The organism is Streptomyces sp. NA02950 (assembly GCF_013364155.1).
Classification (GTDB): Bacteria; Actinomycetota; Actinomycetes; order Streptomycetales; family Streptomycetaceae; genus Streptomyces.
Window position 1 is genome coordinate 54,908 of record NZ_CP054917.1, and the last position, 13,351, is coordinate 68,258.

The following is a 13,351-nucleotide window of genomic DNA, read 5'->3' on the forward strand; positions in this document are numbered from 1 at the left end:
GGCAGCCTTTCGGGAGCGGGCGGCGCCGGGAGCAGGCGCTTCCTTACTAGTTGATCACTGTTTGTGCTGGTAAGCGGTGTGTTGGGCGGCACACCGCGCCGGTCAGTGTGTTGCGCTGGGGTCCCGGTTCTCCTCCACGACCAGGTCCCGCCAGGTCGGGGCGAACTCGGCGGTGTAGTCCGGGTGTTCGTGCCAGCGCCGGGCGATGTGGCGCAGCATCTCCCACGCCTCCTCCGCGCGGGTCTGCCGCACCGCCTGGTCGGTGTGTGTCCGGATGCCGGTGCGCATCAGGTCGCCGGCGGCTGCTGCCCGGCTGGCCAGGTACTGCAGGGCGTCCAGCGCGAGTGCGGTATCGCTCCCGGCAGGCACGCCGCGGCGGGCTTCCTCCAAGCGGGCCTGAACGAAGGAGTCGATGCGGTCGTACAGCTCCGGGAGCATCGGGTGCCGTACGTCGGCGGAGGCGGCCATGCTCAACTCCCCTCCGGCTGGGCCTGGTCGGTTGGGTGGCCGATGGACGGCTCGCGCTGGGTGAGGACGACGGCGACGGACTCGAGCACCCGCCAGGCGAGGTGGTGCAGTTCGCCATCGTGTCCGGTGATGCTGTCCGCCGACCCGGCCTCCCGGCTGTCGAGGGCCAGGCGCAGCGCGTCGGACGTCATCGCGAGGCGCCCCAGGGCCTGGTCCTCGTCGTACGCGGCCGGGGTGGGATCGTCGGGGAGCCCCTCGAGAAGCCGCCGCAGGTCGGCGTCGGGGACCGTGGTCGTCGGCCGGTTGTCGAGCAGGGCGCCGCGGAGCGTCTCGGCGAGGGGGACCGCCCGCGGCGGGATGCGGTCCGGGTCGGCGCGGCGCGCGGCGAGGAAGCGGCTGAAGACATCGGGGTCGAAGGTCATGGGCAGTCCTTGTTCGGCCGCCGCCAGCGCCGCGGCGGAAATGCCGTGGGCGTGGCGGCAGTTGGGGTCCTGGCAGGCGTGCAGGTCGCCCGCGGGCCAGTAATACAGCGGGGTGCCGTGGACGGGGCAGCGGCAGGCAGCGCCGCACCAGTGAGTCTGGCGTACGGCGGCCGTCACCGGGAGCCCGAGGCGATGTTCTGGGCGCCGGCCACGCCCTCGCTCAGTGCGGTGAGTTCGCGGCGTACGTCCTCGTGCTCGGCGGTGCCCACCAGTGCGGCGGACAGCATCTGCGCGACCGGGTCAGTGGTCGGGTGCTCGCCCCGGTGGATGGCGCGCAGCCGGTGGAGGCTGACGACGTCCCAGGCGCGGTCGCTGGACTCCCGTACGGCCTCGGTCGCCTCACGCGCGGTCTGGAGTGAGCGCAGGAAGTCGACCAGGTCGTGGCTCTGGAGGTGCTCGCGCACCCTGGTCTCCAGCTCGGCCGGGTCGCTGGGGTGGGTGACGGGGTCGTCGTGGTGCCAGTCGCAGTCGTCCAGCGGGCAGGCGACGCAGGTCCAACCGGCGCTGAACAGGGCCCGGCTGTAGTGCGGGGCCCGGCCGCGGTCGGCTTTCCACCTGCCGGCGTGCTCGGCCGCCTGGAGCGCGGCGGTCGCGTCGCTCATCTCGGCGTGCTCCTTCATTCGGGGGCGGGAAGGCCGACGAGGTGGCGTGGAGGCTCGTCGTCGCCGTAGGCCAGGGCGAGTTGGTGGATGACGGCGGTGAGGCCGGGCAGCAGGGTCCGCGCACCGCTCTCGTTGGGCAGGGTGAAGCCCTCGAGGTCGAAGTTCAGCGCCCAGGACTGCAGGAAGCTGTCGTCGCGCCGGGCCTGGGCGGAGGCCGCCTTGTACAGGTCGAGGATGCGCAGCACCGCCTTGTGCAGCTCGGGCGCCTCGCCGGCCGGGGTGTTGGCGATCGTCTCGCGCAGCCAGGCGGCGGTCTCGGCCGTCCGGTCCGGCAGGGGGTCCGTCACTGCATCTCCATTCGCTTCGCGGGGGCCGTGCGTGGCCGCCGGTCCCCCGCGCAGAATCGCTCTGGGACAAGCAGCCTCGTATAAGGGAATTTATACGAGCCTGATTACGGCTTGGTGCCGAACAGGGCCTCCAACACGCGTAAGGCCCGCTCGCGCACCGCCGGATCCGGATGCGACACCGCCACCACCAGGACCAGCGCGACGGTGAAGGGCAGAACGGCCAGGGCGGAAGGTGTGATCTCCATGCCGTCGAACGTAGGGTGCGGTGCTGTCGCGCTGGAAGACGTGCAGCTGTAGCGAGTTGTAGCGGAATACGCGCTACAGCTGTCGCGCAGTTGCGCGACACCGGAATTCACCCGATCGGGGCGCGCGCCGTGGGCTGACGCAGCCGCCGGGCGTCAGTAGCCTGGCAACGCCAGGCCCCGCTCGGGCCACCGGGCACCAAGTTCACCGTCGGGAACTCGCGTCGGTCCGCCGCGGCGGCAGCGGGAACACGGCCGGCACGATGCGGAACAGCGCCACCGGCCACGCCACCAGCAGCAGGGCCACCAGGCCGGGCAGGTTGTGCTCCAGGCCCCACAGGTCCGGGCTCGAACTCGCCGATCCCGCCGGGCGGTTCTTCACGAAGAACACGGTGACGGCCGACATCACCAGCCAGTTGGCGAGCCAGAGCATCAGCAGCGCGGAAGGCGTCATGGGATGAACCTACCCGCGCTGGCGCCTGCTGTGGCCCTTGCCGTACAGGTGGGTTGGAGCCACCCGATTGGGTGTCCGCTCCGGCACTCGCGAAGATCGAAAAGCCGCTGGCGGCTCTCTCGCGGCCTGGCAGTCCCTCCGGCACCGCGCCATACCGGCGACTGCGAGTTCGGCCGCGCACGGTGCCGTTCTGGAGGCCGATTTTCGCCCGATTCCCCGAAATTGATCTTTCCGGCGCGGGGCTCGACTTCCACATTACAACGTTGCGTTGTAATGTTGGGCTTAGCGAAGACAGATCGACGCAAGGAGCACCCGATGGAGACTCAGCACTGCCCCTCGACGTACAGCCGGGAGCGGGAGGACGACCGCACCACCTACACCTGCATCCGGGAGGCGGGGCACCCCGGAACGCACAAGGCGGGTCTCACCGAGATGGTCACCTGCTACTCGGCGTACCGCGAGCCCATCCAGGTCGAGGCGGAGATCGGCTGGGCGGACTGGGAGGCGTTCCTCGCGGCGCAGCGCACCGCGCCCGACGACCGGCTGCTGGAGCTCGGCGCGGCTCTGGTCGACAAGCACGACTTCTACGAGGACATGCTCACCCGGCAGCCTCGCTACGCGGCGCTGACCTCCGCCTGATGACCCCGTACCCGCGGCGGTGCCCCGACGACCACGTCGGGGCACCGCCGTTGCCGATGAACGGGCCGCCCCGGATCTCACGCACTGGTCCACGGCGTCGAGCCCGGTGATTGCGGCGCAATCGCAGGTCGCCCGCCGTGGCGAACTCTGCGCCCTCCTCTGGGAGTACGCCGCGCGAAACCACGATGACCTTCCCAAGAACAAGCTACTTCGACCACCCGGGCCCGGTGCCCGCTGCGGGAGCACCCACCTCCAAGTGGTCAACGCCTTGACCACCCTCGGCCAGGGCGCGCCGCACCAGAGGCAGCGACAGTACTCCGCAGGTCCGCCGGCCCAGCTCGCGCTTCCCCGCGCCCGCCGCGTGTTCGGCGCGCAGCGCTTCGCCGAGGCGCTCGAGGGCCCGAGCCTCTGCGTCCCGTGCCGCCCGAACCTCCTCCAGAGCTTCGTCCACGCTCAGTGGGTGGTCAACGCCTTCACCACCCGCTTCCTGCACCGTTTCTGGCCCCTGGCCCTTCTCCGGTGCGCCGCGTCCCGGCGGATCATCCCGGCCCTTAAAGGGCCCGTACCGGAAGCGCCGCTCGCCGGTCAGCTCTTCTTCGTGGGCGTCGACCAGCTTCCGCAGCCGGGTCTCGTACCAGTCGGTGAAGATGTCCTCCACCTCCCAGTCCCGCGCCCGCGGCCATCCGGCGTCCTCCTCCAGGGCAGCCATGAACGCCTTGTAGAGCGGATGTCCCCACTGGCGCGGGTGCTTACCGCAGTCCTGCTCACATACCGCACACAGCACCGGCCACGGGTCCTTGAAGACGCCCTGGGGGAAGTCGTCGGACATCACCGATACGGCCAGCACCCCGGCCTCGGGGCGCGCGGCATCGACGAGGATCTGCATCGACGGACCGGGCAGCCACGCCTGCACCAAGGTGCCCCCGCACTTTGGGCAGTACGGAACCGATGGATCCAGGCCGCGGCGGCGGCGCACCTCCGCCCCTGCGCTCGCTTGCCTCCCACGCCGCTTCGACCTCTTCCGCGCCCGCGCCTTCGCCATCGGCCACCTCCGGCGCCACAGCCTAGAAGCCTGTCGCCGTCCGGACGGCCATGATGGGGGACGTGAACCCCCGTGACCTCGAACTCACCCTCGCCGCCGCCCGCGCGGTCGGACCCTGCCCGCCCGGCGAGGAGGCCGCGTGGACCGAGCAGGTCCGCGCCCGGGCGGTCCACCTCTACACCCTCGCCGACACCGTCAGCGGAGACCTCCAACGCCTCGACTCCGCAAAGCAGTTCACGGCCACCCTGCTGACCGTGCGCGTCGAGGCCACCAGCACCCGCGGCATCCTCGTCGTACGCAACACCTCCGGCGAACTCGAGCGCCTGCGCACCGACCGCGGCGACAGCGACGCCGGCCGGGCGATGATTGAGCGGGCCCGGGCCCTGGTGGGGCACCGGCTGCGGGTGTACCGCCTCAACGAACAGATGGCCTCCAACGCCAAGCTGCAGGTCCGCACCGTCGTCCACCTCACCGACCACGGCCCGGACACCGACCCGATCCACGAGCACAGCGCCAAGGACAACGTGCTGGCCGCCGCCGAGGGCGACAAGGACGCCGCCCGCCGGGCCTGGCAGGACGCCGGGCTGCCCGAGACCGGCTCGGTGTCCGTGTCCCAACTCGCCGCCGCCCTGGCCCAGCTTCCCGCCGCGGAGGACACACCGTAGAGCCGGACCCGGCCCTACGATGGCGGCCTGGGTCCGGCCCCGATACCTGCGGGGCCGGACCCAGGCCGTTGTTGCCGGGCGTCAGGCCGCCGCGGACGCGCCCTCGCCCGGGGCTGCGACCGGCCCGCGGTCGACGCCGGCGGGGGCGACCAGGCGCTCGAGGAAGGCGCCGATCAACTCGACGGGCACCTCGCCGGTGAAGGTCGCCGTCCAGAAGCGGGGCTTGGCGAGGACCGCGTGTCCCGGCTCGCCGGGCAGGAAGCCGACCGCCTGGACCTTCCACAGGACGTCGGTGGTGGCGTACTCGGCGGCCTCGGGCTGGAACACCAGCCGGGCCTGCCCGCCGGGAGCCACGACCTGGGTGTTGGAGGACGGGTCGGTGTGCGGGGTCCAGCCGGCCGCTGTCAGGACGTTGAACGCGACCGCGGGGTCGCCTTCGTCCGCCAGGAGCGCCGGGACGTTCGTCGTCATGCCGTAAGTCCGTTCCTTCGGGGCGGGCGGAATTACCCGCCGCGTTTTCGGGTGGCCAGGAACGTAGCTCGCCCTCGGGAACAACATCAACGGCCTCTGAAAAAACGTGAATTCGGCATTCTACGGGGATATCGAGTGCTCTTTCGGACGCGGCCTCGCCGCCCGCGCCCAGGCTCGTCACCACAGGTGGATGGCCTACGGCCGTCACCCCCGACAGCTTCCCCAGGTTCATCCTGTCCCAGGTTCGTCGGCAACCGTTTCCACCCGTGGGCCGCTGGAATTTTCCACCCGTGGCCGCGCCGAAACCCCCGTACTCAGCCCCTGCTCCTCGGCTTTAGCGAGCCCACTTCTGAGAAAAAAGCGGAGCCAGCGCCAAGGCGGCCCGAAACCCGTTGAGCTGCCCGCCGCACCAGTGCCAAGGTGGCTCATGAGCAAGAAGAACGTCCGGGTGCCGGACGACAGCGAACTCGTCCGGCTGGCTGCCGCGGCATGTGAGAGCGCCGCGAGCAAGCTGGAGGCGGCCACGCTGCTGCTGGGAGCGGAGCAGTGGGCGGAGGCGTTCTACAACGCCGCCCTCGGCTTCGAAGAACTGGGCAAGGCGCACCTGTGCCTGACCGTGGTGATGATCCCCACCCAGTACCGCAGCGACGTGACGCCTCGGGAGTTCTCCGAGATGTTCAACGGCCACGGCGCCAAGGCGGCCTTCGGGCACCTCGTGCTGCGCAGCCTGGTCGACCGGGACGCACCGGTCGCCGTGACCGACATGCTGGCCGAGGCCGAAGCGGCGGCCGCGCAGACCAACACCACCAAGTTCCGGGGCCTGTACGTCGACCTGGGCGCAGACGGCACGCTGCTGCACCCGAGCGACGTCGTGGAGAGCGACGCCCGCTGGATGGTCGACCGACTGCAGACACTGCACGAGTGGATGGGCCCGATGTGCGCCGAGGCCGGCCGGGACCCCGACTTCCTGGCGTTCTTGGTCCAGTTCCGGGAGAACATTGACGCCGACGCGATCGCGGACGCCCTCGTGGCCGACCCGGAAGACTGGCTGCGCCAGCTGCGCGCTGCGGTCCAGGCCCCGTTCACGGCACTGCCGTCCTGGATGTCCGACGCCCTCCTGGCTCTCCCAGGTACGGCAGAGCTGTCACGCAGCGAGGCCGCGCAGCCCTGACGGTGCCGGGCCGCTACTGGTCCGCTTCCTCAACGCCGCAGAACTGCTCGAACAGCAGCGGGGACCCGAGCGCGGTGGCGGTGAGCTTGCGGTGCGCGGCCTCGAGCGTGCGTACGGCGGCGGGCAGCCCGGCCGGGGGCGCGGGCTTGCCGCCGCGCGGCCGGCCGGGGGCGGTGGTGACCCACAGCTCCTCGACGTTGCCGCCCTTGAGGACCTTCAGGTGCCCGGCGGTCAGCGCCTGGTGGGTGGCCTTCCAGCGGGCCAGGGCGCCGCGGGAGACGGCGTCGATCGGGTACCAGTCCTCGCCGACCCGGGCGCGCGGCAGGGAGCGCTCCAGCTCGAGGTCGGTCAGCCGCATCGGGTGCAGGGCGCTTATCCCCTGACCGGTGCACACGGCGAGCGCGATCAGGGCGACGGAGCGTTCCCAGGTCGACTCGAGCATCCCGGCCGGGTGGTGCCCGGACAGCAGCCGCAGGGTGCGGTGGGCCTCGGTGGGGGTGAGTCGGTCGGCGAACTCCGGCGCCGGCGGCTGCAGCTCGAGGGGTTGGCCGCAGTAGCGGGAGAAGGTGTTGACCGAGCTGGTGCGCGCGGCCATGGAGTTGACGGAGGCCCGGGCGGTTGGGCCCTCGAGGCCGGGGCGGCGCCGGGTCAGGCCGCGCTGGGCGTCGGTGAGCCAGGCGAGGGCATTCTCCTCGTCCAGGAGGTCCTCGGTGGCCACCGTACTGACGGCGCCGTCGCCCTGGTCGGCGACCCAGGCCACGTACTCGTCGAGGAAGGCGCGGCGCTGGCGCCGGGTGGCTTCGGCGCGCAGGGTGTCCACGAACGCGGCGACGGCCGCGGTGGCGCGGCGGGGAGGCGTCACAGCTTGTCCCACCCCAGGTCGCGGTGTACCTGCCGGACGGCCCGGGCGGTGGGCGCGATGAAGGTGTGCAACAGGCGCAGGGCGCCGTCGCACTGGGCGCCGACGGCCGCGAGGTCGCGGTGCCGGCGGCCGCGGCTGCCCTTGCCGGAGGGGTCGACGAGGTCGAGCTCGTGGACGACCTCGTGGCGGGCGTTGAAGAAGGGCTGGTGGCCTTTGAGTATGGCGTCGTCGAGGGCGGGATCTTTCTTCAGGCCGAGGGCGTTGCGGCAGCGGGTGAGGTCGGCTGCGCCCTGGATGCTCGAGCCGGCCAGGTCCTCGACGTAGAGGTCGATTAGGGCGGAGCGCGGGTCGATGTCGACCACGGCCTTCTTGGTGGCCTGGGTCATCTCGCCGGTCAGGCGGCTGGACATGAAGTGGCTGACGAAGGCTCCGTGCGCGTCGCCCGCGGTGGACAGCAGGGTGGGCAGCGAGTCGCGCAGCAGGGTGCGCAGGCAGGCGTCGATGCCGGCCGCGGTGAACACGATGGCGGCGCGGACCTGGTCGCGGTGGGCCTCGGAGATGGGGCCGCGGGGGTCGTTCTGCGCGCTGCGCAGTTCGTTGAGGGTGGTGAACAGTCCGGCGACGGACTTGTGCGTGGCGACGAGCCGGGCCCAGCTGCGTTCGACTTCGGGCGGGCAGCCGTGCGGCTTGCGGGGCAGGTTGGTCAGCTCGACGAGCGTCAGTTTCGACAACGTCTTCTCCTTGCGCCGTTCTCCGCGTGGTGCCCGCGGCCTCTCCGCCTCGAAGTATGAGGTGTGTCCGACCGCCGTGTCACTAAATAACAGCAAGTAGCTGGCGATCACGGGGCCCGGTCCTCCAGCTAGCCCATCGTTTCGGTTCGTGTCGAACCGAGTCGTACGTGCCGGTCCGGTACGGACAATGCGGCCTTCCGGCCTCCCGGCACGCGCTCCCCCACCGACGCCGACTCTGTCATCTGCGGGTTCGGCTGTTTGCTGTTATTTAGATACACGACGGTCGGACACAGGGCGCCTGCCGCTGTTGCCGCTCGGCTCGGCAGTCGGGCACCCCAAGGAAGTGCCGTACGCGAGCGGGCTCCGGTCACTACGCTCAGGCCCGTGACCGAGCGACCCGTCGAGAACGTCGACAACCGCCCCACGGCGATCGAGCCCAAGCAGAGCGACGCCGTGGAGGACGCCCACTTCCGCCGGCGTCTGCGCGCCACCATGGAACGGCCCCAGACACGCCCGCCGCTCCTGACCCTCGAAGACGTCCGCGCCCTCGAGGACGCTCCCCCGCCGCAGCGTCCGTGATCTTCCCGTCGCCTGACACTGGTGAGTGGTTTCGCGGGGAACGCCGCCGCGCCGCCCGGGCACTGCCCTAGCCTGCTGTGCCATGGACATCGAGCTGACTGACGATGAGCACCTGCGGGCACTGGCCGCGCTGGAGGCCGTCGTGGGAAACGACGACGATGCCCTGGCAGTCCTGGCAGGCGGTGCCGGCGAACGGCCGCTGCCAGCGCTGCTGGCCGCCTACGGACAGCACACCCTCCACCGCGTCGTGATCGCCGCATTCGGCATCGACGCCACCATGGACTACGACGAAACGGGCCGACTGGTATCGGAGATCAACAGCGACCCGGTGGCCCCCCTGGTCTTCGTCCTGACCGACGCCCTGCACAACCAGGCCGCACCCGCCGGCGACGACCCCGCCACCGCCAAGCTGATCGGCAGGTCGATCCTGCTCGCGATCCACGCGTTCACCGACGCCGACAATCAGGACGCCCTCACCCTGCTGCGCGCACTGCGCAACGAGGTCCTGCAGGCCGACTGAGCGACAGCCGGGTCAGCGCGGCCACGTCGCAGGCAGGGGCGCCGCGATGATCCCGTTGAGCAGCGCGCGCAGGTCCGCCAGGAGCTGCTGGCCCTCGGCCGACGTCGGGTAGTCCGCACCGCGCAGCAGCGTCGCCGCCCGCGCCAGCGCGCCGGCGAACAGGTTCTCCTCCCCTGCCGGGGCGAGGTCCGGTCCGGCCGCGCGCATCCCGGCGAGCACCGCGTCGACGGGCGGCGCAGCGGGAGAGGCGTTGAGGATCTCGGCCGCGCAGGCCCGCTCCGGCGAACTCGGCTGCCACGAGCCGTCCTCCAGCCCCTCCAGCAGGGACCGGAGCCCGGGTCGTGGCGTCGTGGAAAGTGCTCGTCATACCGCCGGAGCCTAAGTCGCCCCCTGCTCCCAGCCGCACCCGGGGAGGCCCGGGTGTCGTCTTGCTCGGCAATCCGATCCGCGCTCCGCCCCACCTGCGGCGACCCCTGATCTACAGTCGATGGGTCAACATCCCGAAGGACCGGGGGAATTGTGGAGAGCTTCTTTCAGCGGGTCGAGCAGGCGTGGCCGGCGGGACGCCGTGATCTTCACTGGCACCTGCTGCCCGCCCCGGCCACGGAGGCGGTGGCGCTCGGCAGGCCGTATCTCGGCCTGACCCTGACCCGCGGCCTGCACCGGGTCATACCCGAGTGGATGCACTGCACCGTTCTGCACGCCATCGGTGCCGACGTCGACAACGACCCGGCTGTCCGCGCCGGTATCGATCTTCTCGTCGACGACGTCACCCGCCGAGTCGCCGATGTCGAACCGTTCACGCTCACCTTCGGCCGGCCAGCCATCGCCCGGTCCGCGATCGAGGCGCCCGGCTCGCCGGATCGCCCGCATCAAACCCTCGTCGAGCACGTCATGGCGGCCCACCGCGAGCTGTGGGGCGACGCACACCTGCTGTCCCCCAGCAAGGCCCCCCACATCTCCCTCGCCTACGGCGGCGAGGACGCCGAAGGCATCGACCCGGACCAGCTCAACTCCCAGCTCGCCGACATCGAGGACGATCACGCGGTGGACGTGTACGTGGACCGCCTGCACCTGGTCGCCCAGCGGCACGACGGCGCCCGCATCACCTGGCAGCCGCTCGCCGAAGTCACGCTGAAGGGCGTCGACGACGAAGCCTTCCTCGACAGCATCATGGCCGAGCTGGACAACTGACCGGCGGCGACGGCGAGACAGGCCGCGTCAGGTCGCAGGTACGAGCTGGGCCGTCACGCCGGTGGGATGCAGGAACTGCCGGGCACCGCGCAGTGTGGTGCGCAGATTCTGCTGGGTCGCCCGGCTGTCGAGGCGTACGTCGAGGGCGCCGAGAAGTGTGCTGTTGGCCCGCAGGCCCTCGGGCAGCCGGGAGGCGTCGAGGCCGTCACGGCGGGCGATGAGGATGCCGAGCTCGTGACGGCTCACCGCGTCGGACCCTGCGAGATGGTGGATGCCGGCCGCGTCGCACGACGCCAGTTCGACAAGGGCGGCGGCCAGGTCGGTGACGTGCACCGGGCAGCGGATGTCGTCGGTGAACAGGGCGCCGTCGCGGGTGCCGGAGGCGAGTTCGTGGACGACGCGCTCATGGACCGAGCGCCCTTGGCCGATGATCAGCGAGGTGCGGGCGACAGCGGCCTTCGGGTACACGGCGAGGACCCCGGTCTCCGCCGCCGCTTTCGCCGCTCCGTACGGGGTGACGGGGTCGGGGAGGAAGGTCTCGTCGTAGTGGACTCGGGTACCGGAGAACACTGCGTCGCTGGAAACGTGGACCAGGCGGCTGCCGTGCGTTGCTGCGGCCATCGCGACCCGGATGGGGCCCTCCGCCGTCGCCGCCCAGTCGTCTTTGCGGCTTGCTGTGTTGATGACGAGATCCGGGCGCACCTCCGCCATGACGGCGTCCAGGCGTCCGGCATCCCGCAGATCGAGGGGGTACCACTCGGCTTGGGAGGCGTCGCCGGGCTTGGTCGCGTACGTCGCGGCTGTGGTGTGCCCGGCCGCTCTCGTCTGCCGGATCAGCTCGGCCCCTAGGAAGCCGCTGCCGCCGATGATCAAAGCTCTCATGGGCGACACGGTAGACCGGACCCGGTGGGCACCGGCGGAGGCGGACGCCGCTGGTTCGGGTGTCCGCCTCCGCCGTCGACGTACCGGATCTGACCGCGCGGCCGGCCGCGCGCCGGGGCTACGTGTGAGGCTGCCAGACGTAACGGACGTCTGGCTCACGCTCGTCGTTGCGCCGCCCGTCCGTCCGCTCGGCCTCTATGAAGCCGTGCCGTTCATAGAACCGCCGCGCCGGCATGTTGACCTGGAACGTCCATAGCGTCAGCCCGTCTGGCTGCTCCTGCTTGGCCAGGGCCATGAACCGATCGCCCAGCCCCCGCCCACGCCACGCTGGGTCGAGGTAGAGCTGCTTCAGCTCCACGCCGTTGAGCACCAGGACCCCCACCACACGGTCCCCGGTGACCGCCACCCAGGTCTCGTAGCGCGGCACCAGCACGCGTAAGAACCAGTCCCGCACTTCGGCGTCGCTGTGTGCGCAACGCACTGACGGCAGCGCGGCGTTGAAGGAACGCAGCCATACGTCGGCGGCGGGGAACGCGTCGGCGGAGCCTGCACGACGGAGGACGACGGCGTCACTGTTCACGGCGCGAGACCTCTACTTCCCTGGCCGTCCGAGCTGGTGGACGGTCCAGCCCGCCGAACGCCACGGCTCGGGGTCGAGGGTGGTGCGACAGTCGACGAGCAGGGCGTTGGCGGGGCGGTCCACGAGGGCCTGGGGGTTGGCGTGCCCATACTCAGGCCACTCGGTGGCCAGGACGACGACGTCGGCGCCGTCGAGGGACGCGGGCAGGTCGTCGGTGTAGTCGAACTCGGGGTTGCGAATCAGCGCTGTGTTCACGGCCTGCGGGTCGTGGATGGTGACGGTGGCGCCGGCCTGCTGGAGGGCCTGGGCGAGCGCGAGGGCCGGACTCTCCCGGACGTCGTTGGTGCCGGGCTTGAACGCGGCGCCCCACACGGTGACCCGGGCGCCCTCGAGGGGATAGTCGCCCAGGACGCGGGTGATGAGGCCCAGGGCAACGTCGGTGCGGCTCTCGTTGATCTCCTCGGCGGCGCGCAGGAGGGTCGCTGCGCGGTCGGCGCCGAGCTGGCGGGCGGAGGCGGTGAAGGCGCGGATGTCCTTGGGGAGGCAGCCACCGCCGTACCCGATGCCGGGCCTCATGCCGCCGCTGCCGATGCGCGGGTCGATGCCGAGGATGTCCACGATCTCGGCGATGTCGCCGCCGGCGGCCTGGCACATGTCGGCGACGGCGTTGATGTACGAGATCTTGAGGCCGAGGAAGGTGTTGGCCGCGCCCTTGGCGAGTTCCGCGGTCTGCGGGTCGGTGACGAACAGGGGGGTTCCGGCGTCCAGGATGGGGGCGTAGACGGCTCGGATTGCCTTCTCGCCCTCGGGGGTGGTGAGACCGGCGATGAGGCGATCCGGACGCAGGGTGTCCTCGACGGCGTGTCCCTCGCGCAGGAACTCCGGGTTCCATACGACGTCGACGCGTTCGCCGGCGGGGGCCAGGCGCTGGGCGAGCTCGGTGACCTGGCGGGTCGTGCCGACGGTGACCGTGCTTTTCCCGACGATGGTGCACGGCCGGTCGAGGTGGGGAGCGAGCTGGCGGATGGCGCCGAAGACCTGCCCGGTGTCGTAGGACCGGCCGTCCGGGCTGATGGGGGTGCCGACCCCGATGAAGTGCAGCTCGGCGAAGTCGGCGGCCTCCCGGATGCTGGTGGTGAACCGCAGGCGCCCGCTCGCGGTGTGTTGGGCAAGTAGCTCGGGAAGGCCGATCTCGAAGATGGGACAGTGGCCGGCGTTGAGCTGTTCCACCTTGGCTTGGTCGACGTCCACGCCGATGACCTCGTGGCCGAGTTCGGCCATCGCCGCCGCGTGCGGGATGCCAAGGTGACCACAGCCGATTACTGAAATTCTCATTCCTTGACTCTCACTCTGGGTGGGGGCCCGCGTGCGGGGCCGGGGAACAAGCCTCAGAGGCTAGCGCCGTTCCCCGGCCCCGTAG

The 13,351-nt window shown here is 71.1% G+C and carries 20 protein-coding genes; 6 read left to right on the forward strand and 14 right to left on the reverse strand.

The genetic code is table 11. The features are described 5' to 3' along the window. Window positions 1-102: 102 nt before the first annotated feature. The 6 genes from HUT19_RS41605 to HUT19_RS41630 all read right to left on the reverse strand — a co-directional run bounded on the left by HUT19_RS41605 (window position 103) and on the right by HUT19_RS41630 (window position 2,595). Window positions 103-468 (reverse strand): hypothetical protein, encoded by a 366-nt coding sequence (locus HUT19_RS41605; RefSeq protein WP_176188097.1) that lies wholly within the window; start codon window positions 466-468, stop codon window positions 103-105. A gap of 2 nt (window positions 469-470) precedes the next feature. Continuing rightward, window positions 471-1,067 (reverse strand): hypothetical protein, encoded by a 597-nt coding sequence (locus HUT19_RS41610; RefSeq protein ID WP_176188099.1) that lies wholly within the window; start codon window positions 1,065-1,067, stop codon window positions 471-473. After that, window positions 1,064-1,552 (reverse strand): hypothetical protein, encoded by a 489-nt coding sequence (locus HUT19_RS41615; RefSeq protein ID WP_176188101.1) that lies wholly within the window; start codon window positions 1,550-1,552, stop codon window positions 1,064-1,066. The genes HUT19_RS41610 and HUT19_RS41615 overlap by 4 nt, the downstream gene beginning before the upstream one ends. A 14-nt stretch (window positions 1,553-1,566) precedes the next feature. Beyond that, window positions 1,567-1,899: a hypothetical protein gene (locus tag HUT19_RS41620; protein WP_176188103.1), complete on the reverse strand. Its 333-nt coding sequence runs from the start codon at window positions 1,897-1,899 to the stop codon at window positions 1,567-1,569. A 104-nt stretch (window positions 1,900-2,003) separates the two neighbouring features. Next, the gene (locus HUT19_RS41625) at window positions 2,004-2,144 is read right to left on the reverse strand and encodes a hypothetical protein (RefSeq protein WP_176188105.1); all 141 of its coding nucleotides are present in this window, start codon (window positions 2,142-2,144) and stop codon (window positions 2,004-2,006) included. A 202-nt stretch (window positions 2,145-2,346) separates the two neighbouring features. Beyond that, the gene (locus HUT19_RS41630; RefSeq protein WP_176188107.1) at window positions 2,347-2,595 is read right to left on the reverse strand and encodes a hypothetical protein; all 249 of its coding nucleotides are present in this window, start codon (window positions 2,593-2,595) and stop codon (window positions 2,347-2,349) included. Window positions 2,596-2,910: 315 nt separating this feature from the next. Here HUT19_RS41630 and HUT19_RS41635 point away from each other — a divergent pair, with 315 nt between their 5' ends. Then, window positions 2,911-3,234 carry a hypothetical protein gene (locus tag HUT19_RS41635; protein WP_176188109.1) on the forward strand — a complete coding sequence of 108 codons (324 nt, stop codon included), beginning with the start codon at window positions 2,911-2,913 and terminating at the stop codon, window positions 3,232-3,234. A gap of 205 nt (window positions 3,235-3,439) precedes the next feature. Here HUT19_RS41635 and HUT19_RS41640 read toward each other — a convergent pair whose 3' ends face one another. Further along, the gene (locus HUT19_RS41640) at window positions 3,440-4,150 is read right to left on the reverse strand and encodes a hypothetical protein (protein ID WP_176188111.1); all 711 of its coding nucleotides are present in this window, start codon (window positions 4,148-4,150) and stop codon (window positions 3,440-3,442) included. Between the two features lie 188 nt (window positions 4,151-4,338). Here HUT19_RS41640 and HUT19_RS41645 point away from each other — a divergent pair, with 188 nt between their 5' ends. After that, window positions 4,339-4,941 (forward strand): hypothetical protein, encoded by a 603-nt coding sequence (locus HUT19_RS41645; RefSeq protein ID WP_176188113.1) that lies wholly within the window; start codon window positions 4,339-4,341, stop codon window positions 4,939-4,941. 81 nt (window positions 4,942-5,022) lie between these two features. Here HUT19_RS41645 and HUT19_RS41650 read toward each other — a convergent pair whose 3' ends face one another. After that, the gene (locus HUT19_RS41650; protein ID WP_176188115.1) at window positions 5,023-5,412 is read right to left on the reverse strand and encodes a DUF317 domain-containing protein; all 390 of its coding nucleotides are present in this window, start codon (window positions 5,410-5,412) and stop codon (window positions 5,023-5,025) included. A 427-nt stretch (window positions 5,413-5,839) separates the two neighbouring features. On the opposite strand from HUT19_RS41650, the gene HUT19_RS41655 reads away from it, so the two are divergent. Further along, window positions 5,840-6,583, forward strand: a complete 744-nt coding sequence (locus HUT19_RS41655; RefSeq protein ID WP_176188117.1) for an AbiV family abortive infection protein — start codon at window positions 5,840-5,842, stop codon at window positions 6,581-6,583. A 13-nt stretch (window positions 6,584-6,596) separates the two neighbouring features. Here HUT19_RS41655 and HUT19_RS41660 read toward each other — a convergent pair whose 3' ends face one another. Next, complete coding sequence (locus tag HUT19_RS41660) at window positions 6,597-7,445, reverse strand: hypothetical protein (RefSeq protein ID WP_176188119.1); 849 nt, start codon at window positions 7,443-7,445, stop codon at window positions 6,597-6,599. Then, complete coding sequence (locus HUT19_RS41665) at window positions 7,442-8,287, reverse strand: hypothetical protein (RefSeq protein ID WP_254886308.1); 846 nt, start codon at window positions 8,285-8,287, stop codon at window positions 7,442-7,444. The genes HUT19_RS41660 and HUT19_RS41665 overlap by 4 nt, the downstream gene beginning before the upstream one ends. A 273-nt stretch (window positions 8,288-8,560) precedes the next feature. Between HUT19_RS41665 and HUT19_RS41670 the strand changes: the two genes are divergently transcribed. Beyond that, on the forward strand, window positions 8,561-8,755 hold the full coding sequence (locus HUT19_RS41670) for a hypothetical protein (RefSeq protein ID WP_176188121.1): 195 nt from the start codon (window positions 8,561-8,563) through the stop codon (window positions 8,753-8,755). An 82-nt stretch (window positions 8,756-8,837) separates the two neighbouring features. Further along, window positions 8,838-9,275, forward strand: coding sequence for a hypothetical protein (locus tag HUT19_RS41675; protein ID WP_176188123.1), 438 nt, complete (start codon window positions 8,838-8,840; stop codon window positions 9,273-9,275). Between the two features lie 12 nt (window positions 9,276-9,287). Here HUT19_RS41675 and HUT19_RS41680 read toward each other — a convergent pair whose 3' ends face one another. Continuing rightward, window positions 9,288-9,494, reverse strand: coding sequence for a hypothetical protein (locus tag HUT19_RS41680; RefSeq protein WP_176188125.1), 207 nt, complete (start codon window positions 9,492-9,494; stop codon window positions 9,288-9,290). 300 nt (window positions 9,495-9,794) lie between these two features. Here HUT19_RS41680 and HUT19_RS41685 point away from each other — a divergent pair, with 300 nt between their 5' ends. After that, entirely contained in the window at window positions 9,795-10,469 is a 675-nt protein-coding gene (locus HUT19_RS41685; RefSeq protein WP_176188127.1) for a 2'-5' RNA ligase family protein, read from the forward strand. 27 nt (window positions 10,470-10,496) lie between these two features. On the opposite strand, the gene HUT19_RS41690 is transcribed toward HUT19_RS41685, so the two are convergent. The 3 genes from HUT19_RS41690 to HUT19_RS41700 all read right to left on the reverse strand — a co-directional run bounded on the left by HUT19_RS41690 (window position 10,497) and on the right by HUT19_RS41700 (window position 13,266). Continuing rightward, entirely contained in the window at window positions 10,497-11,351 is an 855-nt protein-coding gene (locus tag HUT19_RS41690) for a sugar nucleotide-binding protein (protein WP_176188129.1), read from the reverse strand. Between the two features lie 118 nt (window positions 11,352-11,469). After that, window positions 11,470-11,931 carry a GNAT family N-acetyltransferase gene (locus tag HUT19_RS41695; RefSeq protein WP_176188131.1) on the reverse strand — a complete coding sequence of 154 codons (462 nt, stop codon included), beginning with the start codon at window positions 11,929-11,931 and terminating at the stop codon, window positions 11,470-11,472. Window positions 11,932-11,943: 12 nt separating this feature from the next. Then, window positions 11,944-13,266, reverse strand: coding sequence for a UDP-glucose/GDP-mannose dehydrogenase family protein (locus tag HUT19_RS41700; RefSeq protein WP_176188133.1), 1,323 nt, complete (start codon window positions 13,264-13,266; stop codon window positions 11,944-11,946). Window positions 13,267-13,351: the final 85 nt, after the last annotated feature.